The following is a 26157-nucleotide window of genomic DNA, read 5'->3' on the forward strand; positions in this document are numbered from 1 at the left end:
AAGCCCCCGCTTTACAGGGGCTTGATCCAGAACGCCATAGGCCCGTGGGCCGGGTCGAACATGCCAGCGGCAAAACCGAACTTGGCGTAACTGGCCTGGGCCACGGCATTGCCCTCGAGCACTTCCAGGGTAATCTTGCAGCAACCACGCTGACGGGCGATGTCCTCGACCTTCTGCAGCATCTTCTGGCTCAACCCGAGGCCGCGAAAATCCTTCATGACCGCCATGTCGTGGATGTTCACCAGTGGCCGGCAGGCAAAGGTTGAAAAACCTTCGAAGCAATTGACCAGTCCCGCCGGTTCGCCGTTGACGAAAGCCAGCACGCTGAAGGCATGAGGGCGCTTGGCCAGTTCCTCGGGCAGATGCAGCAGCACCTCGGCCGACAATGGATGACCGCCGCCCATTGGGTCCAGCGCATAGCCATTGAGTACATGACGAATCGCTTCAGCGTGGACCGGGTTGGTGTAGCTGGCTTGCAGTACAAGGATGTCCTTGGCTTCTTCCATGATCTTCCATCTCACTTCGATAGTACCGGTGACTCAAGGCCAGCGGCGGGATACAGGTCAGGCCTACTGACCAAAACGTTGCATTTGCATTTCCTGGAGACGGCTGAGGGTACGGCGAAACGGGAATTGCAGATAACCCTCGGTATACAACTCATCCATCGGCACCTGGGCCGAAAGGCACAGCGGCACCTTGCGGTCATAGCATTCGTCGACCAGGGCGATGAAGCGCCTTACGCCGTCGTCATGGATCGACAACTGCGGCAATTCTCGATCACCGGCCACGACCCGCTCAACGCCGTCTTCGGTGCCGCGGGCAATGCGCCCTTCGCGCTGTTCGGCGCTCAGGCACGGCACATCACTGAGCAGGATGACGCTGAAGCGGTCGCACAGCGCCATGAAATCCAGCGCCGAGAACGGTTGCTCGCACAGGTCGGAGTAACGGCTCCAGAGCACGGTATCGCTGGCCCGGACCGGTTCAAGCAGGCGATGACCGACCTCGATCGGTGCACTGCTCGACACCTGCCCGGCGGTCAACTGGTTGAAGACATTGCCCAGCGGATCAGGTTGCCCGGGATCGCGCAGCCAATAACGCTGCTGTAATTGGCCTGGATGCTGGCGATGATCCTGCCAACCGTTCACCGGCACGACCTGCATATATCGATTGATCGCGGTGATGGTCGGCAGGAAACGCTCACGGTTATGGCCGTTGGCATAGAGTTCTTCCGGCGGCAGGTTGGAGGTGCTGACCATCACCATGCCCAGCTCGAACATCACCTGGAACAGACGCCCGAGAATGATTGCATCGCCAATGTCGTTGACGAACAGTTCGTCGAAACACAGCACCCGTACTTCAGCGCTCAACTCCCGGGCCAGGGCTTGCAAAGGATCCGGCGTGCCGGTGAGCTGGAACGAACGCTGATGCACCCACGCCATGAAATGATGGAAGTGTTGACGACGGGCCGGCACCTTGAGGCTTTCGTAAAAGCGGTCCATCAACCAGGTCTTGCCACGCCCCACAGGGCCCCAGAGATAAACGCCCTTGATCGACTTGCGACCTTCGTGCAACGCCTCGTGGCATTGCTCCAGTGTCATGATGGCCAATTCCTGGGCCTCGTCCTGGACGAAGCCGTGGTGTTCGATGGCATGCTGCCAGGCACTCAAGGGGGAGTCGAAAGTCATACGGCCCGGGTCCGGAAAACGAAGGTGGGGAGTATGCCATGACAGCGATGGCGGATGGAGCTTGCTCCTGCTGGGCTGCGTCCGTAGGAGCTGTGTAGGTGCCTGTGTAGGAGCTGTGCAGGAGCTGTGTAGGAGCTGTCGAGTGCAACGAGGCTGCGATCTTTCCCCAGACGCTTGAATCCCAAGCGAAAGATCAAAATCAAAAGATCAAAAGATCAAAATCAAAAGATCGCAGGCTTCGCCAGCTCCTACAGAGCCCAGCGGGAGCAAGCTCCCTTGCCACAATAGCGTTCTCCTGGCACAACAGCGCCAGGCGCAGAACTTAGATCGAGATATCCAACCGACTGATCTTGCCCTGCTCATTGAGCCGGAAGGTATAACGCAACTCCAGCGGGCTGCCGGGGAAAGTCCCGGAAATCAGGTTGTGCACCAATACCTTACCGGTGCGCTGCTGCACATTGAGGACTTCCACCCGCGGCTGGAAGCGCCGGGCAGTGTCTTCCATCCATTGGGCGATGGCCTGGGTGCCGACACGGTGCTGGCCTTCATCGAACACGTTGGCATCCTCGGCGAAGAAACGCGTCACCGCCGAACTGTCACGGGCATTGGCGGCCGCAATGTAGCCGGCGATGGCCGGGGCCAGAGAAGAGACGGGATTGGACATGGTACGGCTCCTTGTTTTATCGATCTGGCACCATGCTAGAACAGCACTGTGTCAGTTTTTGTCAGGAGTGAAACGCCCGGTTTCGTCCAGCTTCATCAGCGCAAACCAGTCCCGCAGCAAGTCGCTGCGTCGGCCCGGATACCGCTCGCCCTGCTCGATGGCAGAGGCAATCCGGTCGGTGCGAAAAGTCCGATAGGCGCCGCGCAATTCGCACCAGGCCACCACCACCCGCGCCTCATTGAAAAAGCCCAGGGCCAGCGGCCAGATCAAGCGTTGGCTCGGGGTCTTGTTCACGTCGGCGTAATCGATGTGCAGCTTGGCCTGGGCGCGAATGGCCTGGCGGTACACATTCAGTTCCACCGCGTTCTGCGGATAGCCATAACCCGGTGGGCCGGGCAGTACCGTGGGGTTGCGCAAGGCGTCTCGCACATCGGGAGCCAGCACTGCGGCGACCTTCGCCAGGGCGTCGGCGGCCGCTTTGCCCAGTACCTCGTCGGCACGCTGATCAACGTAGCGCAAGCCCAGCACAATGGCCTCGATTTCATCGGCGGTGAACATCAGGGGCGGCAGGAACAGGCCGCTGCGCAAGACATAACCGATACCCGCCTCACCCTGGATCGGCGCGCCGAGGGCGGTGAGTTCGGCGATGTCGCGGTACAAGGTGCGCTCGGAGACGTTCAGTTCGCCCGCCAATGTCGCAGCGGTGACCGGGCAACGCTTGCCACGCAAGACTTGCAGCAAAGTGAGCAGCCGAGAGGTACGCGACACGATGGACTATCCAGAAGGAAAAAGTTGACGCAGATTAGCAGAGGCTGGTGTCAGAAACTGTCAGGAGCCATGAACCTTGTTTTGGACCCAAAGCAGGGCGGACTTTGCCCACAAGGCCGTGGGAGCAAAGCTTGCTCGCGAAACAGACACCTCGGTTCCTGAAAGAGCGCATCGCCTTCATCGCGGGCAAGCCTTGCTCCCACTGGGTGGTTTGCCGTTGTCATGGGGCCGCTGTGGGGTATCGTGCTTGATCGCTTGCGTTTTTTCATTCATTGAGAGCCTATCCATGCGCAGAATCCTCGGCCTTTTCGTCTTCCTGATACTGCTCAGCCTGAGCGCCTGCGCCCTCTTCCCGCACCGTGACCCGCTGAACATCAACGTGGTCGGCATCGAACCCTTGCCCAACCAGGGCTTGGAGGTGCGTTTCGCCGTGAAGCTGCGCGTGCAGAACCCCAACGAAACGGCCATCGACTACAACGGCGTGGCGCTGGACCTGGAGGTCAACGGCCGTACGCTGGCGACAGGGGTCAGTGACCAGACCGGCTCGATCCCGCGCTTTTCCGAGGCAATTCTCAGCGTCCCGGTGAGCATTTCGGCGTTTTCGGTGTTGCGCCAGACCCTGGGCCTGAGCCAGACCCAAAGCCTGGACAACCTGCCCTATGTGCTCAAGGGCAAGCTCGCCGGTGGCGTATTCGGCACCCTGCGCTTCGTTGACCGCGGAACCCTCGACTTGCCGGGCTCCGCCGCCAACTGGTGATCAGGCGGTGAAGCGAACACCGGGCTTGGCGCGCTCGTCCACCACCAGTTCGAACACATCCGGCCTGGCGTAATGCCCGACCACGTCATAGTCGTAGCGCGCCCGCACCAGTTCATCGGTATCGATTTCGGCGGTCAGTAACCCCGCCGTGTCTTTCAGCGGCCCGGCCAGCACGTCGCCCATGGGCCCCACAATCACACTGCCACCGGCAATCAACGGCCGCTCGGCCGGCCAGTTAGCAACGTCGATACCCAGGGCCTGCGGCGAAGCCTGGACCTGACAGGCACTGACCACAAAGCAGCGACCTTCGTGAGCGATATGGCGCATGGTCACCTGCCACATGTCCCGCTCATCGACGGTTGGCGCACACCAGACTTGCACACCTTTGGCGTACATCGCGGTGCGCAGCAGCGGCATCATGTTTTCCCAGCACACCGCCGCGCCGACCCGGCCGACCTGGCTGTCGATCACTGGCAAGGTCGAACCATCGCCCTTGCCCCAGATCAGCCGCTCGGTGCCGGTGGGCATCAACTTGCGGTGCCGGGCCACCAGGCCCGCATCGGGCTCGAAATACAGCGCCGTGCAGTACAGGGTGCTGCCGACACGCTCGATGACGCCCAGCACCAGGCTCGCCCCCGTACGCGCCGACAGCCCGGCCAACGCTTCGGTTTCCACGCCGGGCACGTCAATGGCATTGGCAAAATAGCGGGCAAACGCCTCGCGCCCCTCCGGCAGCCGGTAACCCAGTTGAGTCCCGAACCCCTCGCCCTTGGGATAGCCACCCAGCAGTGCTTCAGGCATCACCACCAGGCGCGCGCCGGCCTGGCGAATGGCCTCTTCGTAGGAAAGAATCTGTGCCAGGGTCTCGCCCTTGCCGCCAGGCAACGAGCCGATCTGCAGGGCAGCCACAATGGATTTGGGCATGGTTTTCAACTCCTTGATCATCAGGTGTTGCTGATTCTCAAGCAGCGGCCGATCATGAATAAAGCCCCGAATGCTGCTAAATGATATGAGCCTTATGAATATCGCCGACATCGACCTCAATCTGCTCAAGACCTTCGAAGCCCTGCACGACGAATCCAGCGCCAGCCGCGCTGCCGTGCGCCTGGGCGTGACCCAGTCGGCCATCAGCGCTGCGCTGCGCAGGCTCCGCGGTTTGTATGACGATCAATTATTCGTGCGCACGGGCCGGGGCCTGGCGCCGACGCTGCGAGCCAACCAGCTGAAGCCGGTGATCAGCGAAGCACTGGATAAATGCCGCCAGAGCCTGGCGATGGTCGACCCGGACGCCAGCCATTACGAAGGCCGCTCGGTCATCGTCGGCCTGTCGGACGATTTCGAGATTGCCCATGGGCGGCGCCTGATTGACGAAGTGGCCCGACGCGCGCCGGGCCTGCGCTTGATTTTCCGCCAGACCCACAGTCAGATCGTCGGCCGGGCGCTGATGGAGCGCGACCTTGACCTGGCGATCACGGCGGGCGGTTTCGCCCAGCGGTTGCTCAGCCGCCAGGTGTTGGGCGAAGGTGATTACGCCTGCCTCCTGGACCCGGCGAGCCTGACGCAAGGCCAACAGTCCCTCAGTTTGGAGGCGTTCGTGGCCCGTGAACATCTGCTGGTGTCTTCGGGTGGTTTCATCGGCATCACCGACGAAGGGCTGGCCGAGCTTGGCCTGAGCCGACGGGTGTGCGCCTCGACCACCCACTTTGCCGCATTGCCGTTCCTGCTCAAGGGCAGCCAGGCCGTGGCGACCATCCCGGCTCACGCCGCCCGGGCCGTCGCCGACCTCAGCGGCCTGGCCTTGCTGCCCTGCCCCCTGGCCTTGCCCCGCTACCCCATCGAACTGGGATGGCGAACCCACACGCAAATGGAACCGACAATGCTCAAGGTTCGCGAGGCCATTGCGGCAACATTCGCCTAAGGCTTACTTGTTGGCAGCCATCAGTCGATTGACTTCACTGCGCACCATGTTGGCGTACTCCGGGGGCGACATGCCGTCCAGTTCGGCACGCACCCACTCGGCCCACTTGCCCTTGCGTTTGGAGCGCTCGCCGAACAAGCGGGCAGCATCGCCCTTGGCTTTGCCCAGGTTGTTTTGCCACAGTTCAAAAAGTCGGGATTTTTCGTCTTCCAGCGCGGCGCGCTCGGCCAGGGGCTTGTCAGCCAGATTGAAGCTCATGGGAATTACCTGTTGCGTAAATAGGCGCCATCTTACACCTTGAAGGGAAACGTCTTAACCACGATTTGTGATGGGGCTGCGCTGCCAAGGCGAACGTTGCAACTTTTGTACAAGCGCAGCACTCCATTGTTCAATGCCATCATCAGCAAGGAGTACTTCAATGGCCCGTAAAAGCACCGTGCAAGCGAATGGAGAGCAAATCAAGGATCAAGCCTTCAGCGAACTGAAGGCATTGATCGAGGAGTCGGAGAAGCTGCTCAAGAGCAGTGCCTCGCTGGTGGGTGAAGAAGCTGACGACCTGCGCGGCCAGATCTCCCAGAAACTGCAGCAAGCGCTTGATTCGGTCGCCAGCGCACGGGAGCGCACACGTCCCATGGTCGACGCCACTGAGGTCTACATTGGCGGCCACCCTTGGCAGACCGTAGCAATTTCCGCGGGGTTCGGGTTGGTGGTGGGTTTGCTGCTGGGGCGGCGTTAAATAACACACACCAGCCCCTGGACCTGATGTGGGAGCGAGCTTGCTCGCGATGACGGTGTGTCAGGCAACATCTTTGCTGCTGAACCACCGCTATCGCGAGCAAGCTCGCTCCCACACAGTTTTGTGCCTAGCCTAAGGCTCCCGCCCGCAGGATCGACGCATCCTCCCCGCGATACAGCGCCTCGACCTTCACCGCCCGCCACTGCAACACTGCCCGCTGGTTGATCGAGCCCTTGTCGGTGATTTCACCGCGGTCGATGGAAGCCGGTTCATCGAGCAAGGCTATCCATTCCACGCGACTGGCGTTGCCACTGGCTTCGCGGTTCAGGCGTTGCAACCAGTCGGCGAACCATTGACGCACCGCCGCACTGGCAAGGACCTGGGCGTCGCTGGCGTCCGCGCCCAGGCCTGACAGGCGTCGGCATTCAGCAAGCCGCGGGAACACCAGCGCTCCCAGGCACTCTCGATCCGGGGCGGTGATCACCAGGTCCTGGACGTAGGGCGTGCCCTCCAGCACCGCCCGGTTGCGCAACGGCCCGACGCTGACGAATACACCGGAAGATAATTTGAAATCCTCGGCGATGCGCCCATCGAACATCAGCCCCAGTTGCGGATGGCGGGCATCGGCCAGCTTGATCGCATCCCCCGAGCAGTAGAAACCGTCCTCGTCGAACACCTCGGCAGTTTGCTGCGGCGAGCGCCAGTAGCCGGGCATGATGTGCGGCCCGCGAAAACGCCCTTCGAACTTGCCGTCCACCGGCACTAGGCGCACTTCGCAGCCGGGGGCCGGAAGGCCAATGTAGCCGGCCATGGACAACGGCCCAGTGGTGAAGGTGCAAGACGGCGCCGCCTCGGTCATGCCCAGGCCCGCCATCATGCGGATACGTTCGCCGCAGTGCTGCTCGGCGACCTTGTCCAGCCGGTCCCAGGTACTTTGGGACAGGCCCGCCGCGGCAAAGAAAAACAGGCTGATGCGCTTGAAAAAGCGCTCGCGCAACTCACCGTCCTGCTCCAGGGCGTTGACCAGTTCCTCCCAGCCCTTGGGCACGGTCAGGTAGGCAGTCGGCGAAATCTCCTTGAGGTTGCGCAGGGTTTCGGCGAAGCCCTGGGCAGTGGGTTTGCCGTCGTCCAGATAGAACGTGCCGCCGTTGTACAGCACGATGCCGACGTTGTGGCTGCCACCGAACGTGTGGTTCCACGGCAGCCAGTCCACCAGCACCGGCGGCGCCTCGCCGAATACCGGAAAGGTCTGCAGCAGCATCTGTTGATTGGCGCACAGCATACGCTGGGTGGTAATCACCGCCTTGGGCAGCCTGGTGGAGCCCGAGGTAAACAGGAACTTGGCGATGCTGTCCGGGCCGGTGGCGGCGAACGCCTGCTCGGCCTCGACGCCGCCGGGTTGGGCCAGCAGGCTGGCGAAGCTTGTCCTCGACCGGCCCGCCATTTCGCCACGCACCGTGATCAAGGGCACGTCCGCCGGCAATACGGTGCTGATCGCCCGCTCGAACGGTGCAGCTTCGCTGACAAATACCAGCCCCGGCTGCAACAGATCGCAGACGTGACGCAGCTTGGCGAAATCCTGGGACAGCAATGAATAGGCCGGTGACACCGGGCAATAGGGAATGCCGGCGTACATCGCGCCGAGGGCCATTTGCAGGTGCTCGATGTCGTTGCCGGAGAGCAGCGCCAAGGGTTTTTCCGCCGACAAACCGTAACCAAGCAGGCTTTGGGCGATGGCCCGGACACTGTCGAGCATCTGCCCGTAGCTGACTCGACGCCAGTCACCGCCCGCTTCACGGGCCGCGATAAACGTCTGCTGTGGGCGCACCTCGGCCCAGTGCACCAGACGCTCGAGCAAACGTGCCGGCAGCGGGGCCAGGGGTTCCAGCGAGCGCATGTGCAAGATGCCACGCTCTTCCCGGACTTCGACGGCAGGATGACCAATCGACACCTGGCGATACCGCCCGGCCTCGGGTCGGGAGGACGATCTGGACTCGGAACTCACGTACATTTCCTCCACCAAGGCACGCTCGGGTCGCGGTGCGAGCGGAGCGTGGCAGCACTGGGCTGCGGCCTTGTCATTATTATTCTGGCCTGCATCGGGGCGACGGCGTTCAAGGCACGACCGCCCGCGATGCAACGGGTTTCAGATCGGGTAATGCCGGGGACCGTTCTGCAAGGTCACCCAACGCAACTGGGTGAAATGCTCGATGGACGCCTTGCCGCCAAAGCTGCCGTAACCGCTGGACTTGACCCCACCGAAGGGCATCTGCGCCTCGTCGTGCACAGTCGGCCCGTTGATGTGGCAAATGCCTGACTCGACCCGCTGGGCCAAGGCTAGAGCACGGCTCGTGTCACGGCTGAAAATGGCGGCCGAGAGGCCGAACTCGGAATCGTTGGCCAGGCGCAGCAGTTCTTCATCGCCGTCGCCGCGCAGCAGCACCGCCACCGGCCCGAAGGACTCTTCGCGGTACAGGCGCATCTGCGCAGTGACGCCGTCGAGCAAAGTCGGCTGCAGGATGCTGCCTTCCAACTGCCCACCCGTGACCAGCGTTGCGCCCTTGGCCAGGGCATCGTCGATCAGCCCCTTGATCCGTTGACCGGCACTGGCATCGACCAACGAGCCCAGCACCGAATCAGCGGCCGCCGGATCGCCGGCGCGCAGGGTGGCGATCTTGGCGGTCAGCAGGGCAATGAACTCATCCGCCACGCGGGCATCAACGATCAGTCGCTCGGTGGACATGCAGATCTGGCCCTGGTTGAAGTACGCGCCGAAGGCTGCCGCTTGCACTGCGGCGTCAAGGTCGGCGTCGTCCAGCACCAGCAGCGGCGCTTTGCCACCCAGTTCCAGCAAGGCCGGCTTGAGGTGGCGCGCCGACAGTTCGCCGACGATGCGCCCGACGTGGGTCGAACCGGTGAAATTGACCCGGCGCACCGCCGGGTTGGCGATCAACCGCTCGACAATGGCCGGCGCATCCGCGGGTGCGTTACAGATCACATTGACCACGCCGTCACCCAGCCCTGCGTCCTGCAACACCTGGCCGATCAGCCGGTGCACCGCCGGGCTTATTTCCGAAGCCTTGAGCACCACGGTGTTACCGCAGGCCAGCGGCATGGCGATGGCCCGGGTGGCGAGAATCACCGGGGCGTTCCAGGGCGCGATGCCCAGCACCACGCCGCAAGGCTGACGCAGGGCCATGGCAAAACTGCCAGGCACGTCCGAAGGAATGATTTCGCCATTGATCTGGGTCGTCATGGAAGCGGCTTCGCGAAGCATGTTCGCCGCCAGGTGCACGTTGAAACCGTACCAATTGGCCATGGCACCGGTCTCGCCGGCAGCAGCGACGAATTCACTGCTGCGGGCCTGCAACTGCTCGGCCGCACGCAACAACCGCGTGCGGCGTTCGTTGGGCGCCAACGCGGCCCAGGCGGGAAACGCCGCTTGGGCTGCGGCCACCGCGGCGTCGGCATCTTCAAGGGTGGCGGCGGCCACGCGAGACACCACCTCACCCGTCACCGGGTTGCAGCGTTCGAAGGTCCGGCCGTCACGGGCCGGGCACGACTGGCCGCCAATCAACAGGGGCACGTCCAGCATGGTGATTCCTCTTTATTGTCTTTATCGGGAATACAGCGCAGCGGTGTAACAGTAGCGCCAGGGCGACGCAGCGAACAGCGGGATGCGGCCCGCCATTCACCGGTCGATTCAGCGCTTATAGGTTTGCAAGCCTGGCTTGATGCTCTTGTCGTCCAGGAACTGCTTCATACCCTGCTCGCGGCCACCTTCGGTGTCGAGCAGACGCGACTGGTCGAGCTTGGCGTACAGGTAATCCTCGTTCTGCTCCCAGGTCAGTTCACGGCAGCGTTTGAAACCATGCTTGGCGGCCCGCAGCACCACCGGGTTCTTCTCCAGCAGGTTGCGCGCCAGCTCCACCGTGACTTCACGCAGCTGCGCCAGGGGCACGCTTTCGTTGACCAGGCCCATTTCGGCGGCTTTCTGCCCGCCGAACGTCTTGCCGGTCATGATGTAGTACAACGATTGGCGATGGCCCACGGTATCGGCCATGGCCTTGCTGACGAGGTTGCCCGGTGGGATGCCCCAGTTGATTTCCGAGAGCCCGAAGGTTGCTTCGTCGGCGCAGATCGCCAGGTCGCACGCCACCAGCGGGCTGAAACCGCCACCAAAGCACCAGCCGTTGACCATGGCGATGGTTGGCTTGGCATACATGCGCAGCAACTTCCATTGCCATTGCGACGCTTCGCGACGGATTTTTTCCTGAAGGATTTCCGGCCCGGCATCCACTTCGCGGAAATACTCCTTGAGGTCCATGCCGGCGGTCCAGGCATCACCGGCCCCGGTCAGCACCAATACGCCAGCGGCCGGATCCTGCTCCAGCGTCTCGAGCACGTCGATCATCTCGCGGTTGAGGGTCGGGCTCATGGCGTTGCGTTTTTCCGGGCGATTGAGGGTGACCCAGGCGATACCCTCCTCGATATCGACCTTGACCGTTTTCCAGCGACCTTCGTAATTGCTCATGATGCGTGCTCTCTTGTTCTTGGCTGAAGATGATCAAAAACTAAACCGGAAAATTAGTTATGTCAATTAACTATTAATCGATTTATCTGTATTTTCCCGACCCTGGATCGAAGGTTAAAAATTTCGAATATGCGCAAGGCCATAGCCAGGGCGCCACAACACCGGCAAACTGGATAGCCTTGTTAATCACTTACCTTGAGGAAGCTCACTTCGATGGCCAAGTCTTCCAAGCTTGCCGAACCCGCCGAGCCCCTGGCCGCCGGTACCGATGCGCAAGCGCCGCTGGACTCTGCACTGGACGACCTGATCGGTTACGCCCTGCGCCGCGCTCAGTTGAAACTGTTCCAGAACCTGATTGGCCGGCTCGCCGTCCACGATCTGCGCCCTGCCCAGTTCTCTGCCCTGGCGATCATCGACCAGAATCCCGGCCTGATGCAGGCTGACCTGGCCAAGGCCCTGACGATCGAACCGCCGCAAGTGGTGCCGCTGCTGAACAAGTTGGAAAGCCGGGCCCTGGCTGTGCGCGTGCGCTGCAAGCCGGACAAGCGCTCCTACGGGATTTTCCTGAGCAAGACCGGCGAAACCCTGCTCAAGGAACTCAAGCAGATCGCCGCCCAGAGCGACCTTGACTCCACGGCTACCCTCTCCGGGGCCGAGCGTGAGGAGTTGCTGCGGTTGTTGAAGAAGGTTTACCTGTAGGAGCTGCCGAGCGAAGCGAGGCTGCGATCTTTCCATTGTCCATTGAATCGAAAGCGAAAGATCCAGATCAAAAGATCGCAGGCTTCGCCAGCTCCTACGCAGACCTGAGCTGCGCCTCGGCGTATCACCAGATCGGCACGCTGTACGTTACCAGGAACCGGGTCTGGTTCTCGTCGCGAAACGCCGCCGTGCCCGGGAAGTCGTTGCGATAGATCGATTTGCGTGCCAGCAGCCCGACGTTCTTCAGCGGACCACTCTGGATCACGTACCCCAGCTCCATCTGGAACTCGCGCTCCTTGCGATCCTCGGCATTGAGGGCCGCCAGTTCGATGTGATCGCCACGCACATACCGCAGCCGACTCCGCAGGCCCGGCACGCCCACGGCGGCAAAATCATAGTCATGGATCACCTGCCAGGTGCGTTCCTTGGCATTGAGGAAGTCCGAGCTCATGGTCATTTCGCTCAAGCCCATCAGTTCGGTGCCCGACACATAAGGCGTGGCCGTATCGCCACTGGCATGCATGTAGCCCAGGCTCACGCGATGCCCGCCCAGGCGATAGCCGACCAGCGCCGAGACATTGCGGTTATCCACCTTCCCGGCCTTGGCCGCGCCGTCTTCGTCACTGAAAAAACTGCGCAGGTCGGTGGTCAGGACGCCATCGCCCAAAGGCAGGTTATGCAACAGCGCCAGGGTGTCCTGTTGGTACAAGTCTGCCACTTCGGCATGGTAAACCCGCAAGCTGAGGTCTTTGTTGACCTGGTAGTCGCCGCCCACATACGCCATATGGGAAGACGTCGCCGCGCCGTTGAAACGACGGTTGGGCGAAGCGATGCTCATCGCCTGGTAGTCGGTGGAGTCACGCCGGTTGATGCGGTCGATGTAACCTGTGTTCAACGTCAGCCCGTCGATGTCCTTGGAACTGAGGGTCGTCCCACGAAAGGTCTGCGGCAGCAGCCGAGACGGGCTGGCAAAGGCAAAGGGCAGGAAGATCGACACATCGCCGGTCTTCACCGTGGTCTGGCCCACGCGCAGTTTGCCAGTCAGTGCCAGGCGTGAATACTCGTCCGCGGCGCGCTTGTCGCTGCTGGACACTGGCAACAACTCCGTGCCGCTGCGATCCGGCGAAGAATCGAGCTTGATCCCCACCAACCCCCGAGCGTCCAGGCCGAACCCAACCATGCCGGGGGTAAACCCCGACTCCACGTTCATGATCAGGCCTTGGGCCCACTCCCTGGCTGCGGTTTTGGCGCCGTCGTCCTTGTAGTCGCGATCGATGTAGTAATTGCGCAGGGTCAGGGTGCCGTGGCTGTCGTCGATGAAACCCTGCGCCCGTAAGGCGGCAGATCCCAGGCTCAGCCCGAGGCAGGCCAGTAGATGGACGAGCGATAAAACAGGGCGCACCGTCAGGGCGGCCCGGGCAAGGTTTGGCATGTTCGATATCCAGTTATTGTTGTTGTTTTGATCGGCCCAGCCTTGGTGATGGGGGCCGTGCGCACCAAGAATGGAAACGGTACGGGCGCTTCGTCAATCAACAATGACCGATAATCGAACGTTAATATCATTAACTAATTTACCAATTTACTCGTGGATTCTTTCCAACCCCCTGATTTTCATAATGATCTCACCCGTTATGGGCTCCCTCTTGGCACCCTTCATTTTTTAGTTAGCTTTGTTAATCTTAAATGCACCGACCGGTAGTCCTCCGAGCCGGTGTCCCTCACAAAAACAATAAGAGGATTTGCCATGAACCGTCCGGCGCGTCGTGCGACGCTGACCATCGCCTTGTGTTTCATCGTCGCGTTGATCGAGGGTTTCGACCTTCAGTCAGCCGGTACCGCAGCTGCAGGGCTGCGACAGACGTTTGCCCTCGATCCGAAAATGATGGGTTGGGTGTTCAGCGCCGGGATCATCGGGTTGTTGCCAGGTGCGTTCTTCGGTGGCTGGATCGCTGATCGCATCGGTCGCAAGAAAATCCTCGTTGCCGCGGTCTTGCTGTTCGGCGTGTTTTCCCTCAGCACCGCTTATGTCGAACACTTCTCAAGCCTGTTGCTGGTGCGCTTCATGACCGGCCTGGGCCTGGGCGCCGCCCTGCCCAACCTCATTGCCCTGTGCGCCGAAGCCGTGGGCGAGCAGCGCCGCGGCACGGCCATCAGCGTGATGTATGCGGGAGTGCCGTTGGGTGGTGCGTTGGCGGCAGTGGTCGCCATGTTGTTTGGCGAACACTGGCAGATGACGTTTTTCATCGGTGGGTTGGCGCCCTTGCTGGTGGTCCCGTTGATGCTCCTGTGGCTCCCCGAGTCCAGCGCCTTTCGCCAGGCGCGGGATGGCGACGGCTCATCGCGCGGCTCCACCGCCCAGGCGCTGTTCGGTGAAGGTCGCGGCCGTACCACCTTGGCGCTGTGGCTGAGTTATTTCTTCACCTTGACGGTGATGTACATGTTGCTCAACTGGCTGCCGTCGTTGCTGCTGGAGCAGGGTTTCAGCAAACCCCAGGCCGGCCTGGTGCAAATGCTGTTCAACATCGGCGGCGCCCTCGGTTCGTTACTCGGAGGCCTGCTGCTGGACCGTTGCAACGGCATCAAGGTGGTGCTGTTCGTCTATGCCGGTCTGCTGAGCGCCCTGGCCGGGGTCGGGCTGTCCGTCGGTATCGTGCCGATGGCCATGGCCGGATTCGCCGCTGGGCTGTTTGTCATGGCTGCGCAATTGGTCCTCTATGCCTTGGCACCGCCCTCCTACCCTACGGCCGTACGTGCGACGGGTGTTGGTGCAGCGGTGGCCATCGGACGTTTGGGGTCAGTGGCCGGGCCTCTGGCCGCTGGACAGATCCTGGCGGCCGGGGGTGGGACCACTGCCGTATTGTTGGCGACTTCGCCTGGGTTGGTGGTTGCGACGCTGGCTATTCTCAGTGTGGTTCGTTATTCGGCCGGGCCGCGGTTGGGTGCTTCTGAGCCGGTCGCTGGGAACTCCTGAATCGCGTTTCTCCTGTGAGAGCGGGCTTGCTCGCGAAAGCGAACTATCAGTCAACGATGATGCCGACTGACCCAACGCCTTCGCGAGCAAGCCCGCTCCCACATTTTTAGCGCCGGCAGGCGTTGACCGGGGGTACTCGGCCGCGCCAGGGTTGGGCGCGTTCCAGTTGGGCGGCCAGGGCCAGCAAGGTGCTTTCCTCGCCAAAGCGACCGGCAAAATGCGCCCCCATCGGCAGGCCATTGGCGCTCCAGGACAATGGCACTGACATCGCCGGCTGGCCGCTGGCGTTGAACAGCGCGGTGAACGGCGAATAGCTGTGGAAACGCTCGATCAGTTGATCAAGGCTCATGCACACATCCTGCAGATCCAGTTCGCCAATCGACACCGGTTCACGGGTCAGGACCGGGGTCAGGATCACATCATAATCCTGCATGAACATCGCCAACTGCCGGCCGAGGGCATGAATCCACTCCACCGCCGCAGCATATTGGGCGCCGCTGACGTTGCCCTTGTCCCGCAAGATGATCCGGGTACGCACCTCCAGTTCTTCCGCCTGCACGGCGACCCCACGCATCTGGCCCAGCAGGTCGACATAGTGCCGAGAGCTGGCGCCAATGATGGTGAACACGTGGTCGAGAAACTCCAGCAACCCCACCGGCAAGGTCACCGGTTCGACACGGTGCCCCAACGACTCGCACAACCGCGCGGCCTCGCCCACCGCCTGAAGGCTTTGTGGCGACGTAGGCCAAGGCTCGAGTTGCTCGACCAGGGCAATGCGCAAGGGCTTCGGATCAGCTTGCAGCGCCAGCACATAAGGCAGCGCCTGGACCGGTGCGGCATACGGCGCGCCCAAGTCCATCCCGGCGGTGGCATCCAGCAGCGCCGCACTGTCGCGCACCGACAAGGTGATGGCATGCGGCGTGCCCATCCCGGCCCAGCCCTCGCCCACTATCGGGCCCGACGGCAGCAGGCCACGGCTGGGCTTGAACCCGAACACGCCACAGCAAGACGCCGGCACGCGCAATGAGCCGCCGCCATCGTTGCCGTGGGCGAACGGCACCACGCGAGCCGCCACCAGGGCCGCCGCGCCGCCACTGGAACCACCGGCGCTATGATCGATACTCCAGGGATTGCGGGTGGCGCCGAAACGCGCGGATTCGGTGGTGTACGAGGTGCCGAACTCCGGCGAGGTGCTGGTGCCCATCACCTGGCATCCGGCACGCCGCAAACGCGCCACGACTTCCGATTCAAAATCCGCACGACAGTCGCCCAGCGCCCGCGAACCGTTAGTCATCGCCGCGCTGTTGACCGGTGAAAACAGGTCTTTGATCAAGGTCGGCACACCGGCCAGCAAGCCCCGGCCAACCTCCGGCGTGCGCGCCGCCTGCCGGGCCGAATCGTACAAGCGTTCGGCCACTGCATTGAGCTGCGGCTCGACCTGTTCGAGGCGCTCGATGGCAGTCTCCAGCAGTTCGCCGGGCTGAACCTCGCCACGCCTGACCCACTCGGCCAACGCCGTGGCATCTTCACTGTCCATCAAGTGGTGGATGTCTTGCATACCCATGTTTCCGATTCCTTATGTCATGACGATTGATGTGATCCGACGGTATTCGCCTGCCTCTGGCCCCGTGCCCGCAGGCCGGCAACGACCCAGAGCAGCGCCAGGGCAAAACTGGCCAGGGCCAGCCATTGGATGGCGTGACGCAGGTCACCGGCGAAGACAATCACCAAGGCCACCACCAGCGGACTGACGAACTGGCCGATATACAGGCACGAGGTAAACCCACCCAAGCCTCGGCCGCGGGTGCTGGCGGTCAAGGCATTCATCACCGGCGCCATCACGTTCGGCACCAGCAACCCGGCCCCCAGGCCCTGGATGAATACCGCCACCAGCACGGCGTTGTAGCTTTGCCCGCGCATCAGCAGCCACAGCCCCAGGCCCATCAGCCCGAGCAGCAGCGCGTTGCAACCAGCGATACCGAAACGGCGACGCAGCAACGGCCACATCAGCGAACCGCCCAAGGTCGCCAACAGGCTCAACCCCGCGGCCAGGCCGATCATCGTGCTGGAGGTGATACCCAGGCTGACCAACAGCGTCGGCGCCTGGATCGGCATGATGAACGTCAAGACCATGCCGCACAGGATCATCAGGTAGCCGACCAGCAATTGCAGCAAGGCGACCTTGGCCGGACCCGGCTCATCGACGCGCTGCTCGACCCTCTGTAGCTTCGCCACCGGTGGTTCCCAGAGCACCTTCATCATGGCCGGCACCAGCAGCAAGGGCAGTAAGTACAGGAGGAACGGCGCGCGCCACGAGTGCTCGCCGAGTGCACCGCCCACCACGAAAAACAGTGCCCCCACCAGGCCAATGGTCACCACCTGCCGGTTGACGTAGCGCAACCGCTCCTCGCCCTGCCAATAGTCGGCGATCAAGGTTGCGCAGCAGGTCATCACCGCCGCCTCCGTGCAACCGAACAACAGCCGCGCACCGACAATCGAGGGCAGGCCGTCGAGCAGCGCCGGCAGTGCGCCGAGCAAGGCATAGAGCACCGTGGCGATCACCAGCAGGGCCTTGCGCCCGACTCGATCGGCCAACCAGCCGGCCAAAGGCGCACACAAGGCAATCGTCAGGGCAGGTCCCGTGACCGCCAACGGCACCAGCAGATCGGCGCGAGGCTCCATGGGTCCGAATTCGGCACCCAACCTGGGCAGGATGGGTGCGACCATCACCGAGCCCATGATCGTCAGACTGCTGCCCAGCATCAGCACCAGCCCTTCACGCCAACTGGCTTGGCGCGACGGGCTGGCCGCCGCTGAAACAGAACTTGATTGGTTCATGGCGAGCCCCTTTTAGAAACTGTGAGAAATACGCAGCGCCGCGGTGTAGCCCTCGGCGCGGTTTCGCGCATCGAGCTCCTTGTAGACATGCAGCCACACCGGGGGGATGCCGGGCTTGAAGTAGCTCACTGCCGGCCCGACCGCCAACACCCGAGCGCGATTGCCCGCTTCCAGGCCCGGCGCATCGTCATCGGTGAATTGCCGGTAGTAATAGCCGCCCACACCCACCGTCCACGGGCCGACGTGTTGACCCACGGCGAATTCGTGACGGTACTCGACACCGTTCTTGTAGTCGGTGGCGTGGTTGCGGGTGTTGATATCGGCCTCAAAGCTGGAAGACACCTCGAAGCCGCTGTCGGAGATGTAGGTGGCGTTGAGGATCGGCGAGAAGGTCCAGTGATTGAGGCCCGGCGAGATCAAGCGATCCTTGTCGTAGTCGCCGGTGGGGGCCTGGATCTGGAACTGGGCATTGACGAACAAATTCGGTGAAAGGGTCCACTGCAGGATCACCGGCAACACCTGGATATCGGCCATGCGAAACGGATCGGCTTCCAGATCCAGCGGGCCGACAGGCGTCTGCACCTGTACCGAGGCGTCCATCTGGAAAAACGGCACGACGGTGCCGAAGCCATACTTGGCGCCCAGCACGGTGTAATCGGTCATGCGCATGTAGGCGACGCCGATGGACAAGACATCCAGGGAAAAATTGTTGTCCGCAGACTTGCCGTGGCGATCTTTCTGCACGTTGGCCGAATAGAACGCGGTTCGCAGGCCGACGGTGCCAAAGGGCGTGGCCGGCGGCATCATGCCCGCGCCGAAATCGTAGACCCCGACCGCCGTGGTCGGCGCGCCATTTTCGGTGCCATGGGCAGCGGTACAGACAGCGATCAACCCCAGGCTTAACCAGGTACAGCGCAAGACGTTGGTTTTATTGTTTTGATACATCGAATGCCCCTCCAACCAAGTGGTGTTGGGGTCATCCTAGGGAGCTGGCCGGTCAGCCGTTATCCGTTTTCAGCACAGATGCGAGCGCCGCAGGGTTTGTGACGGGGTCTCGCCGAACAGCACCCGATAGTCGCTGGAAAACCGGCTCAAATGCCAGAAGCCCCAGCGTGCCGCCGCCTCCTGTACACCTTGGGCGGGGCTGCCGCTGCGCAGTTCACGACGCACGGCATTGAGGCGCAACGCCCGCAAATAGGCCACGGGGTTGATGCCCAGCGTCTCCTGGAAGCAATACTGCAGTTTTCGCCGGCTGGCACCGATGTGGTTGCACAGGTCGAGGATCGACAGCGGCTCATCGACATGGGCCAAGGCGTATTCCCGGGCGCGGTCGACCATGCGCTTGCGCGCCGTGGGGTTGAGCGGCGGCGCCTCATCCGGTGCCACCAGTTCCAACATGTGCAGCATCACCGTGTCACGCAGGCCACGGCGGATCGACTCGTAGCCCAGCAACGAGTCACGTCCCTGCTCGCCGCCCTCAAGCTCATCGAACAACGCCGCAAGCTCGGCCGGCAGTGTCGAATTGCCGAGACGGTAACACTTGGGAAGATCGGTAATTCGAAAGCGACTGCCCTGTCGTTCCAGCACATGTTCCAACGCCTGCTCTTCGATGGCGACACCGAGCAGATCGAGATGCTGGGGTGTGCGCAGCTCGGGCAGGTTACGGCCACGGGCAACCATCAGGCTGGGCTCGATGATCGGGTGCCCGGAGCAAAAGACCGGCCCATCGGCACTCAGCGGCACGCTGAAGGTGATAGCGCCCTCCCAGGCCATGCCTTGCTTGGTCAGTGCCTGGTTAGAGCGGTCGCGCACCAGTTGCATCCAGTCCGAGCGAAACTCGATCAACTCGCCGTCGAAGCGTCCGGGGGTCAATTGGTCATAGCAAACCTGCCAGCCGCCCATGTTCCGGGCGTGTTCGTCGATGTCTGCGGTGCGGAACCGATTGATCGGCAGCGTCGGCAACAGGTCCGACGAGACCGCCGGCTGCACCATGTTGGAATTGTTCATTGACCCGACCTTTGATGATTCCAGGGCTTATGGTCAAAGCTCAGGCAAGTTCCATTCCGCCCCGTGGGCCAGTCGTTCAATTGTGCCGAAAACGGATAGACTCCCTGATCGTCCCTGAAGAACCCAGCGCGAAACGACCATGAACGAGATGACCCTGGATGTCGGCACCACCACCGAGTCCATTTCCCAACCGCGCACATTGGTATTCCTGGCCTACCCGCAGATGGGCCTGTTGGACCTGACCGGTGCCCAGACCGTGTTCTGGGCCGCCACCAAAGCCATGACCGAACGCGGCCTGCCCGGCTACACCCTGCACACCGCGAGCCTGGAAGGCGGGTTGATGCAGACCGCCGAAGGCTTGGTCGTGGACACCCGTGCCCTGCGCGAGCTCGACGCAACGGCCATCGACACGTTGATCGTGCCTGGCGCACCGGACATACGACAGGCAATGATTGACTGTGTCGACCTGGTCCAGTGGCTACGCGATGCCTCGGCCAAGGCCCGGCGCACCGCATCGGTATGCAGCGGCACGTTCCTCATGGCCCAGGCCGGCTTGCTGGACGGGCGTCGGGCCGCGACCCACTGGGCCATGTGCGACATGCTCAAGAGCGGCTTCCCGTCGATTGAAGTGGACCTCGACGCGATCTTCATACAGCAGGACACCGTGTGGACCTCGGCCGGTGTCAGCGCCGGCATCGACATGGCCCTGGCACTGGTCGAAGCCGATTGTGGTCGCGACGTGGCCCTGCAGGTAGCCCGTGAGCTGGTGGTGTTTCTCAAGCGCCCCGGCGGACAGGCGCAGTTCAGCCAACTGTTGCAGGTGCAGATGCAGGACAGCGCCGGGTTCGACGAACTACACGCCTGGATGAGCGAACACCTGGATGACAATAACCTCACGGTCGAACGGCTGGCCCGCCAGGCCAGGATGAGCCCGCGCAATTTTGCCCGGGTCTACAAATGCCAGACCGGCCGAACCCCGGCCAAAGCCGTCGAGATGTTCCGCCTTGAAGCCGCGCGTCGAATGCTGGAAGACTCGCAGCGCAACATCGACCAGATCGCCCGGTCCTGCGGCTTCGGTGACGAGGAACGAATGCGCCACACCTTCCAGCGCCATCTTTCGATTTCCCCCCGGGAGTATCGCAAGCGGTTTTCCCGCTGAGCGCAAAACCCTTGCGATACAGCCCCGTCAGGCCACTCGCCTGGAACGCTCCTGCGGGTCGGCCTGCTCGGCCAGGAACGCGCTGCAACGCGAACGCAGCCACCGCTCCCCGGGATCATTGTGCGAGGCGCCGCGCCAGGCCATGGAAAGCTCGTGCTCGGGCAAGCAGATCGGTGCCGCTTGCGCCCTCATGCCTGTCGCCACCGACATGGCCTGGGCGACGTAATCCGGCACGATGGCGATCATATCGCTCTGGGCCAAGAGCACAGGCAAGGCGCTGAACTGCGGCACGCTCAACACCACCCGGCGCTGTCGGCCCATCAGGCATAACGCGCGGTCCGAGTCATCGATGACATTGCCCATGGACGACACCATTGCATGGGGCCGACGGCAGAATTCGTCCAGGGTCAGTTCACCGGGCTGCGAATCGGCGCGCAACAGCATCGGTCGAATCGGCCGCAGTGTCTTGCGCCGGGCATTGGCCGGCAGTTCCAAGGTCGGGCTGATTCCCAGGGAAATCTCCCCGCTGCCCAACAGCTGGGACAACTGCCATTGATCGGCCCGGCGCACCACCAATGTGGTGCCAGGGGCCTCGACCCGCAGGCGTCGCAGCAGTTGCGGCAGCAGCGCGTACTCGACGTCATCGCACAGCCCGATATGGAAGGTCGCCTCGCTGGTGGCCGGCTCGAACGCCTGGCACTGGCTCAAGGCGGCGGCGATGCCGTCCAGTGCCGGAGACAGATTGGAAAAGATTTCCTGGGCCCGGGAGGTCGGTTCCATCAGCCGCCCCGAACGGATGAACAACGGATCGTCGAACATCAACCGCAAGCGCGCCAGGGCACTGCTGATCGTGGGCTGGCCGAGAAACAGCTTTTCGCTGACGCGGGTAACGTTTTGCTCGTGCATCATGGTTTCGAAGACCACCAGCAAATTGATGTCAGCACGACGCAGGTCATTTCTGTTCATCATAGTCATCGCCTCAGGCGCCAGGCCATTGAGTCAGGGGTGAACAAAATCATCGCCTGCGCCCTTCATCAAGGCCACGGCGACGAGGTGTTGAAAGCGTAATCCCCGAGGCGGCCCCATGTCTGTCGTACGTGGGGACACTTGACTCACCCTTTGGGCGGCGTCATCGATACTTCGGTATATACCCTCGCCACAAAGGATGTGTCGGTGCGACTTGGCGCGATTTCAGGGTTTTATGTCCTACCTCAGGCAAAGGTGCGCTTCTAAGATACGAACCGATGCTCTGTTTCCCCGACATCCCAGAGCGAGACCCAGTAAAAACAAAAGGTCTGCCAGCGTGCCCCTACCCTCCGCGATGCTCAAGAATGTCTATGACAGCCTGCGATACACCCCAAGCCAGCGGGGGGGCCGACCGTCCATGGGCATCAGCGCCAACCCGCTGGTCAACGTCTTGGGCTGGGCGGTGGGATTGGTGGTGGCCTGCGGCATTCTCATCATCAATTCCGAAACCCATTCCGACCTGGCCCCGACCCTGCTGTACATCACCTTGTTGTTGATGGCAGCCAACCTGTTTTCGATCAACCTGGTGATCACCGTCGCGCTGATGTGCATGCTCTTGCTCACCGCGACATTCTTGTACAACGGTGGCTATTACCGCTGGGACACGACCACCGGGTTCTTCCGCTGCCTGACCGCATTGTCGGCCATCGCCTTCCTGGCGTTGCGCAGCAAGCAGGCGTCCGACAGCCTGCGGCATAACGAGGCCTATCTGATCGGTGCCCAGCGCCTGAGCCAGACCGGCAGCGTGGGCTTTCACGGTGATCGGCAGCAAATGTCCTGGTCGGAGGAGTCGGCACGGATCTTCGAATACCCGCCCAACAAACCACCGACGGTGTCGATGATGCTGGAGCGCATCCACCCCGAAGACCTGGAGTCGGCACGCCAAGTTTTCCAGCAGGCCGCCGTCGGCGAACCGCAGATCGAGGTCAAGCTGCGCCTGCTGATGCCTGATGGGCGTATCAAGCATATCCACATGATCGCCAGTCCCCTGCTCCTGCAGCATGGCCGTTTCCAGTACCTGGGCGCACTCATGGACATTACCGCCAGCAAGCAGGCCGAAGAAGCGTTGTTCCGCGCCCAGAGCCAACTGGCCCATGTCACTCGCTTGACCTCCCTAGGGGAAATGGCCGCGTCCATTGCCCACGAGGTCAACCAGCCGCTGACGGCCATCACCAGCAGCGGCGAGGCCTGCCGCCGGTGGCTCAAGCGTCCGGAGCCCGATCTCGGGGAAGCGCTGGATTGCCTTGACCGGATCGTCACCAACGGCTGTCGTGCCAGCGAGGTCATCAGCGGTATCAGGGCGCTGTCGCGCAAGTGCGATCCATTGCGCCAACCCGAGCGACTGGACGATATCGTCAGTGAGACCCTGAGCCTGGTCCAGCAACAAATGACTCATCATAAAGTGCGGGCGAAGGTGGACCTGGCAGCGGCCGGCGGCCCGGTCAACGCAGACCGGGTGCAATTGCAGCAAGTGATCATCAACCTGATCATCAATGCCTGCCACGCCATGGACGAGGTCAAGGTACACGAACGAATCCTGCACATACGCACCTGGACGGAGGATGATCAAGCGTTGCTGGAGGTGACTGACCATGGAACCGGCATTGCACCCGAGATCCTGCCGTCCTTGTTCAATGCGTTTTTTACCACCAAGGAGAACGGCCTGGGCATGGGCCTTTCCATCTGCCGGTCGATCATCGACTTCCATGAAGGCAGGATCTGGGCGACCAGCGAGGCCGGCCAGGGCACTTCATTCAGGTTCGCGTTGCCGCTGCTCGCTTGCACCGCCCTGGCGGGGAACGTCCAATGAACCCCGAACACACCAGCAACCCGGTCATCGGCACCGAGCCCGTTGTCTACATCGTCGACGATGACGCACCGCTGCGCCAATCCCTCGGCAGCCTGCTACGTTCCATCGGCCTGCAAGTCCATCTGTTCGGTTCGGTTGCGCAGTTCATGAACCATCCAAGGCTCGACCTGCCCAGTTGCCTGGTACTGGATGTACGGCTGCAAGGCACCAGCGGCCTGGATTGCCAACGCGAACTGACCGCGGCCAACGTCCACTTGCCGATCGTGTTCATGACCGGTCATGGGGACATCGCCATGACCGTGCGGGCAATGAAGGCCGGTGCCGTGGATTTCCTCGCCAAACCGTTCCGCGAGCAGGACCTGATCGATGCCGTCGCCGCTGCCCATCACCTGGATCGGCTGCGGCGAGAGTCCGAACGCAGCCATCAGCAACTGATCGGTCGCTACGCCACATTGACGCCTCGGGAGCAGCAGGTCATGGCGCTGGCGGTGTCGGGCCTGATGAACAAGCAGATCGCCGGGGAAATAGGCCTGAGTGAAATCACGGTCAAGATTCACCGCGGCCAAGCCATGCGCAAAATGTGCGCGCGTTCGTTTGCTGATCTGGTGCGCATGGCCCAAGTGCTGGAATTGCTTGGCGAACAGTAGAAAGTTCATACACACGTATACTTGGCGGGACCATTGGAGGGCGTATCTTGCACTGATAACGGGCGCCTTTATGGCTATCCGATATCACCTCCAGGTATCGACATGTCCAATACCGCAATTATTTCAATTATTGATGACGATGAATCCGTTCGAATTGCCCTCGATGGCTTGTTACGCGCCCACGGATATCGGGTTAGAACATACGCCAGCGCCTTGGACTTTTTATCTTCCTGCGAACTTCAAAACACAGCATGCCTGATCTCGGATATACAAATGCCGGGCATGACGGGTATTCAGATGTACGATCGCCTGTCGACCCAGGGTGTTCATATCCCGATCATATTCATTACCGGATACCCAGGCGTGCCGCCCCGTGTCAGCGCTGCTACGCCCGAGCCGGTGGCATTTTTTCCGAAACCGTTCGACTGCGCTGAATTGATTGCCTGTATTGAATCGGTAATGGCCGGGGCTGCTTGACTGCGTCGTCCCCTCATACCTTCGTATAGAACCCCCCTACCCAGGCATAGGTCCGATGACCTTATGTAGAAGTGTTAAACACGGGCCCAACCAATAAGATTTATTTCAGCGAACCGAAACTGAATGTGCTCAATGTCAATTCATTGAAGCCAGGCGCTTTTGGAGTACTTCGCGATACGGTCACGCTGAAGCAGTTAAACAATTCAACGTATCGATTTTGTCTTCGGGAGCTCATTATGAAACAACATATTCTGGTTGTTGGCGCAGGTTTCGGCGGGGTCTGGAGCGCATTGAGCGCGGCCCGGCTGTTGGACCAACACGATCGCAATGACGTGCAGATCAGCGTCCTGGCCCCCCAGGCCGAGCTGCGTATCCGACCTCGTTTCTATGAGCCGGACGTCCACACCATGGCCGCGCCGCTGGGTGGCCTGTTCGATGCGGTGGGCGTGCAATTCGTACAAGGCTCGGCGAACAGCATCGACGTCAACAGTAAGCAGGTTGGCTATGTGGACGTATCCGGTACCCAGGGCACCCTGGGCTACGACCGCCTGGTACTCGCGGCAGGCAGCCAACTGGTTCGCCCCGACCTTGAAGGCATGATCGAGCATGCCTTCGACGTTGATGAAATCGAACAGGCAGCCCGCCTCGAAGCCCATATCAGGTCCCTGGAGAAGCTGCCGGACAGCCCGGCCCGCAACACCGTGGTGGTGGCCGGTGGAGGCTTTACCGGGATCGAAACCGCTACCGAGATGCCCGCACGCCTGCGCGCTGTCCTCGGCGATGACGCGAACATCCGGGTCATCGTCGTGGATCGCGGGCCACAGATCGGCGCAGCGTTGGGCGACGGCATTCGTCCCTCCATTGTCGAAGCGTCCGAGCACCTGGGTATCGAGTGGATCCTCAACGCCTCGGTCGAATCGGTCGATGCCGGTGGCGTCACCCTGTCGGACGGCCAGCGTATCGAGTCCCATACCGTGATCTGGACCGTGGGCTTCTGTGCCAGCCCGTTGACCCAGCATGTGCCGGGCACGCGTGATCGCCAGGGTCGCCTGCACGTCGACGGTCATTTGAAAGTGTTGGGACAAAACGACATCTTCGCCGCCGGCGACGTGGCCTATGCCGCCACCGATACCTTGGGCAATTACGCAGCGATGTCCTGCCAACACGCCATCGCCCTGGGTCGCTATGCCGGCAACAACGTCGCGGCCGACTTGCTGGGCGTGGCGCCGATGCCCTACAGCCAACCCAAGTACGTGACCTGCCTGGACCTGGGCGCCTGGGGCGCGGTATACACCGAAGGGTGGGATCGCCAGCTCAAGCTGGTCGGGCAAGAAGCCAAGGAACTCAAGACCCAGATCAACACGGTGTGGATCTACCCGCCGGTCGCTGATCGCGCGACCGCCCTCGCCGCAGCCGACCCGTTGATTCCGGTGGCCTGACTTCCGTTCCCTACCCCGGCCA

25 protein-coding genes are annotated in these 26157 nt (G+C 62.0%); 10 read left to right on the top strand and 15 right to left on the bottom strand.

Annotation, left to right across the window (positions count from 1 at the left end):
- Positions 1-11: 11 nt before the first annotated feature.
- The 4 genes from AC09SL_RS06535 to AC09SL_RS06550 all read right to left on the bottom strand — a co-directional run bounded on the left by AC09SL_RS06535 (position 12) and on the right by AC09SL_RS06550 (position 3117).
- Positions 12-506: a GNAT family N-acetyltransferase gene (locus AC09SL_RS06535; RefSeq protein ID WP_058544410.1), complete on the bottom strand. Its 495-nt coding sequence runs from the start codon at positions 504-506 to the stop codon at positions 12-14.
- Positions 507-569: 63 nt separating this feature from the next.
- The gene (gene zapE, locus AC09SL_RS06540; RefSeq protein ID WP_058544411.1) at positions 570-1685 is read right to left on the bottom strand and encodes a cell division protein ZapE; all 1116 of its coding nucleotides are present in this window, start codon (positions 1683-1685) and stop codon (positions 570-572) included.
- A gap of 322 nt (positions 1686-2007) precedes the next feature.
- A complete protein-coding gene (locus AC09SL_RS06545; RefSeq protein ID WP_058544412.1) occupies positions 2008-2349 on the bottom strand; it encodes a nuclear transport factor 2 family protein in 342 nt (113 codons plus the stop codon).
- A 51-nt stretch (positions 2350-2400) separates the two neighbouring features.
- Positions 2401-3117: a helix-turn-helix transcriptional regulator gene (locus tag AC09SL_RS06550; protein WP_058544413.1), complete on the bottom strand. Its 717-nt coding sequence runs from the start codon at positions 3115-3117 to the stop codon at positions 2401-2403.
- A gap of 286 nt (positions 3118-3403) precedes the next feature.
- Between AC09SL_RS06550 and AC09SL_RS06555 the strand changes: the two genes are divergently transcribed.
- The gene (locus tag AC09SL_RS06555; RefSeq protein WP_058544414.1) at positions 3404-3874 is read left to right on the top strand and encodes an LEA/WHy family protein; all 471 of its coding nucleotides are present in this window, start codon (positions 3404-3406) and stop codon (positions 3872-3874) included.
- On the opposite strand, the gene AC09SL_RS06560 is transcribed toward AC09SL_RS06555, so the two are convergent.
- Complete coding sequence (locus AC09SL_RS06560) at positions 3875-4798, bottom strand: carbon-nitrogen hydrolase family protein (RefSeq protein WP_058544455.1); 924 nt, start codon at positions 4796-4798, stop codon at positions 3875-3877.
- Between the two features lie 85 nt (positions 4799-4883).
- Here AC09SL_RS06560 and AC09SL_RS06565 point away from each other — a divergent pair, with 85 nt between their 5' ends.
- Positions 4884-5792 carry a LysR substrate-binding domain-containing protein gene (locus AC09SL_RS06565; protein ID WP_058544415.1) on the top strand — a complete coding sequence of 303 codons (909 nt, stop codon included), beginning with the start codon at positions 4884-4886 and terminating at the stop codon, positions 5790-5792.
- Positions 5793-5795: 3 nt separating this feature from the next.
- On the opposite strand, the gene AC09SL_RS06570 is transcribed toward AC09SL_RS06565, so the two are convergent.
- Complete coding sequence (locus AC09SL_RS06570; RefSeq protein WP_003181187.1) at positions 5796-6050, bottom strand: hypothetical protein; 255 nt, start codon at positions 6048-6050, stop codon at positions 5796-5798.
- A gap of 160 nt (positions 6051-6210) precedes the next feature.
- On the opposite strand from AC09SL_RS06570, the gene AC09SL_RS06575 reads away from it, so the two are divergent.
- Positions 6211-6528 (top strand): ElaB/YgaM/YqjD family protein, encoded by a 318-nt coding sequence (locus AC09SL_RS06575; RefSeq protein WP_014338130.1) that lies wholly within the window; start codon positions 6211-6213, stop codon positions 6526-6528.
- 127 nt (positions 6529-6655) lie between these two features.
- Here the strand turns inward: AC09SL_RS06575 and AC09SL_RS06580 are convergent, their stop codons facing one another.
- From AC09SL_RS06580 to AC09SL_RS06590, 3 genes are all read right to left on the bottom strand, one after another.
- Positions 6656-8533, bottom strand: coding sequence for a feruloyl-CoA synthase (locus tag AC09SL_RS06580; RefSeq protein WP_058544456.1), 1878 nt, complete (start codon positions 8531-8533; stop codon positions 6656-6658).
- 141 nt (positions 8534-8674) lie between these two features.
- Positions 8675-10123 (bottom strand): aldehyde dehydrogenase, encoded by a 1449-nt coding sequence (locus AC09SL_RS06585; protein ID WP_058544416.1) that lies wholly within the window; start codon positions 10121-10123, stop codon positions 8675-8677.
- 108 nt (positions 10124-10231) lie between these two features.
- Positions 10232-11062, bottom strand: coding sequence for a p-hydroxycinnamoyl CoA hydratase/lyase (locus AC09SL_RS06590; RefSeq protein WP_003202420.1), 831 nt, complete (start codon positions 11060-11062; stop codon positions 10232-10234).
- Positions 11063-11275: 213 nt separating this feature from the next.
- On the opposite strand from AC09SL_RS06590, the gene AC09SL_RS06595 reads away from it, so the two are divergent.
- The gene (locus AC09SL_RS06595; protein WP_058544417.1) at positions 11276-11761 is read left to right on the top strand and encodes a MarR family winged helix-turn-helix transcriptional regulator; all 486 of its coding nucleotides are present in this window, start codon (positions 11276-11278) and stop codon (positions 11759-11761) included.
- Positions 11762-11885: 124 nt separating this feature from the next.
- Here AC09SL_RS06595 and AC09SL_RS06600 read toward each other — a convergent pair whose 3' ends face one another.
- Complete coding sequence (locus AC09SL_RS06600; RefSeq protein WP_058544418.1) at positions 11886-13193, bottom strand: OprD family porin; 1308 nt, start codon at positions 13191-13193, stop codon at positions 11886-11888.
- 312 nt (positions 13194-13505) lie between these two features.
- Between AC09SL_RS06600 and mhpT the strand changes: the two genes are divergently transcribed.
- Positions 13506-14732, top strand: a complete 1227-nt coding sequence (gene mhpT / locus AC09SL_RS06605) for a 3-(3-hydroxy-phenyl)propionate transporter MhpT (RefSeq protein WP_116642344.1) — start codon at positions 13506-13508, stop codon at positions 14730-14732.
- A gap of 106 nt (positions 14733-14838) precedes the next feature.
- On the opposite strand, the gene AC09SL_RS06610 is transcribed toward mhpT, so the two are convergent.
- The 4 genes from AC09SL_RS06610 to AC09SL_RS06625 form a co-directional block, all read right to left on the bottom strand.
- A complete protein-coding gene (locus tag AC09SL_RS06610) occupies positions 14839-16296 on the bottom strand; it encodes an amidase (protein ID WP_058544419.1) in 1458 nt (485 codons plus the stop codon).
- Between the two features lie 17 nt (positions 16297-16313).
- The gene (locus tag AC09SL_RS06615) at positions 16314-17570 is read right to left on the bottom strand and encodes an MFS transporter (RefSeq protein WP_058544420.1); all 1257 of its coding nucleotides are present in this window, start codon (positions 17568-17570) and stop codon (positions 16314-16316) included.
- A 12-nt stretch (positions 17571-17582) separates the two neighbouring features.
- Positions 17583-18515 carry a SphA family protein gene (locus tag AC09SL_RS06620; protein WP_058544421.1) on the bottom strand — a complete coding sequence of 311 codons (933 nt, stop codon included), beginning with the start codon at positions 18513-18515 and terminating at the stop codon, positions 17583-17585.
- A gap of 69 nt (positions 18516-18584) precedes the next feature.
- Complete coding sequence (locus AC09SL_RS06625; RefSeq protein WP_058544422.1) at positions 18585-19577, bottom strand: helix-turn-helix domain-containing protein; 993 nt, start codon at positions 19575-19577, stop codon at positions 18585-18587.
- 148 nt (positions 19578-19725) lie between these two features.
- Between AC09SL_RS06625 and AC09SL_RS06630 the strand changes: the two genes are divergently transcribed.
- A complete protein-coding gene (locus AC09SL_RS06630; protein WP_116642347.1) occupies positions 19726-20736 on the top strand; it encodes a GlxA family transcriptional regulator in 1011 nt (336 codons plus the stop codon).
- Positions 20737-20763: 27 nt separating this feature from the next.
- On the opposite strand, the gene AC09SL_RS06635 is transcribed toward AC09SL_RS06630, so the two are convergent.
- Positions 20764-21705 (bottom strand): LysR family transcriptional regulator, encoded by a 942-nt coding sequence (locus AC09SL_RS06635; protein ID WP_058544424.1) that lies wholly within the window; start codon positions 21703-21705, stop codon positions 20764-20766.
- A 415-nt stretch (positions 21706-22120) separates the two neighbouring features.
- On the opposite strand from AC09SL_RS06635, the gene AC09SL_RS06640 reads away from it, so the two are divergent.
- The 4 genes from AC09SL_RS06640 to AC09SL_RS06655 all read left to right on the top strand — a co-directional run bounded on the left by AC09SL_RS06640 (position 22121) and on the right by AC09SL_RS06655 (position 26135).
- The gene (locus tag AC09SL_RS06640) at positions 22121-23572 is read left to right on the top strand and encodes an ATP-binding protein (protein WP_058544457.1); all 1452 of its coding nucleotides are present in this window, start codon (positions 22121-22123) and stop codon (positions 23570-23572) included.
- Positions 23569-24219, top strand: coding sequence for a response regulator transcription factor (locus AC09SL_RS06645; RefSeq protein WP_058544425.1), 651 nt, complete (start codon positions 23569-23571; stop codon positions 24217-24219). The genes AC09SL_RS06640 and AC09SL_RS06645 overlap by 4 nt, the downstream gene beginning before the upstream one ends.
- Before the next feature lie 102 nt (positions 24220-24321).
- On the top strand, positions 24322-24696 hold the full coding sequence (locus AC09SL_RS06650) for a response regulator transcription factor (RefSeq protein WP_058544426.1): 375 nt from the start codon (positions 24322-24324) through the stop codon (positions 24694-24696).
- 236 nt (positions 24697-24932) lie between these two features.
- Positions 24933-26135, top strand: a complete 1203-nt coding sequence (locus tag AC09SL_RS06655) for an NAD(P)/FAD-dependent oxidoreductase (RefSeq protein WP_058544427.1) — start codon at positions 24933-24935, stop codon at positions 26133-26135.
- Positions 26136-26157 lie beyond the last annotated feature (22 nt).

Source organism: Pseudomonas sp. PF05 (genome assembly GCF_056521845.1).

Excerpts from the sequence above, each read along its gene's own strand:
- AC09SL_RS06545 (WP_058544412.1), bottom strand. The coding sequence starts at position 2,349 with ATGTCCAATCCCGTCTCTTCTCTGGCCCCGGCCATCGCCGGCTACATT.
- AC09SL_RS06655 (WP_058544427.1), top strand. The coding sequence starts at position 24,933 with ATGAAACAACATATTCTGGTTGTTGGCGCAGGTTTCGGCGGGGTCTGG.
- AC09SL_RS06645 (WP_058544425.1), top strand. The coding sequence starts at position 23,569 with ATGAACCCCGAACACACCAGCAACCCGGTCATCGGCACCGAGCCCGTT.
- AC09SL_RS06575 (WP_014338130.1), top strand. The coding sequence starts at position 6,211 with ATGGCCCGTAAAAGCACCGTGCAAGCGAATGGAGAGCAAATCAAGGAT.
- AC09SL_RS06535 (WP_058544410.1), bottom strand. The coding sequence starts at position 506 with ATGGAAGAAGCCAAGGACATCCTTGTACTGCAAGCCAGCTACACCAAC.
- mhpT (WP_116642344.1), top strand. The coding sequence starts at position 13,506 with ATGAACCGTCCGGCGCGTCGTGCGACGCTGACCATCGCCTTGTGTTTC.
- AC09SL_RS06615 (WP_058544420.1), bottom strand. The coding sequence starts at position 17,570 with ATGAACCAATCAAGTTCTGTTTCAGCGGCGGCCAGCCCGTCGCGCCAA.
- AC09SL_RS06560 (WP_058544455.1), bottom strand. The coding sequence starts at position 4,798 with ATGCCCAAATCCATTGTGGCTGCCCTGCAGATCGGCTCGTTGCCTGGC.
- AC09SL_RS06600 (WP_058544418.1), bottom strand. The coding sequence starts at position 13,193 with ATGCCAAACCTTGCCCGGGCCGCCCTGACGGTGCGCCCTGTTTTATCG.
- AC09SL_RS06565 (WP_058544415.1), top strand. The coding sequence starts at position 4,884 with ATGAGCCTTATGAATATCGCCGACATCGACCTCAATCTGCTCAAGACC.
- AC09SL_RS06595 (WP_058544417.1), top strand. The coding sequence starts at position 11,276 with ATGGCCAAGTCTTCCAAGCTTGCCGAACCCGCCGAGCCCCTGGCCGCC.
- AC09SL_RS06635 (WP_058544424.1), bottom strand. The coding sequence starts at position 21,705 with ATGATGAACAGAAATGACCTGCGTCGTGCTGACATCAATTTGCTGGTG.
- AC09SL_RS06610 (WP_058544419.1), bottom strand. The coding sequence starts at position 16,296 with ATGGGTATGCAAGACATCCACCACTTGATGGACAGTGAAGATGCCACG.
- AC09SL_RS06650 (WP_058544426.1), top strand. The coding sequence starts at position 24,322 with ATGTCCAATACCGCAATTATTTCAATTATTGATGACGATGAATCCGTT.
- zapE (WP_058544411.1), bottom strand. The coding sequence starts at position 1,685 with ATGACTTTCGACTCCCCCTTGAGTGCCTGGCAGCATGCCATCGAACAC.
- AC09SL_RS06620 (WP_058544421.1), bottom strand. The coding sequence starts at position 18,515 with ATGTATCAAAACAATAAAACCAACGTCTTGCGCTGTACCTGGTTAAGC.
- AC09SL_RS06640 (WP_058544457.1), top strand. The coding sequence starts at position 22,121 with ATGGGCATCAGCGCCAACCCGCTGGTCAACGTCTTGGGCTGGGCGGTG.
- AC09SL_RS06590 (WP_003202420.1), bottom strand. The coding sequence starts at position 11,062 with ATGAGCAATTACGAAGGTCGCTGGAAAACGGTCAAGGTCGATATCGAG.
- AC09SL_RS06570 (WP_003181187.1), bottom strand. The coding sequence starts at position 6,050 with ATGAGCTTCAATCTGGCTGACAAGCCCCTGGCCGAGCGCGCCGCGCTG.
- AC09SL_RS06555 (WP_058544414.1), top strand. The coding sequence starts at position 3,404 with ATGCGCAGAATCCTCGGCCTTTTCGTCTTCCTGATACTGCTCAGCCTG.
- AC09SL_RS06625 (WP_058544422.1), bottom strand. The coding sequence starts at position 19,577 with ATGAACAATTCCAACATGGTGCAGCCGGCGGTCTCGTCGGACCTGTTG.
- AC09SL_RS06630 (WP_116642347.1), top strand. The coding sequence starts at position 19,726 with ATGACCCTGGATGTCGGCACCACCACCGAGTCCATTTCCCAACCGCGC.
- AC09SL_RS06585 (WP_058544416.1), bottom strand. The coding sequence starts at position 10,123 with ATGCTGGACGTGCCCCTGTTGATTGGCGGCCAGTCGTGCCCGGCCCGT.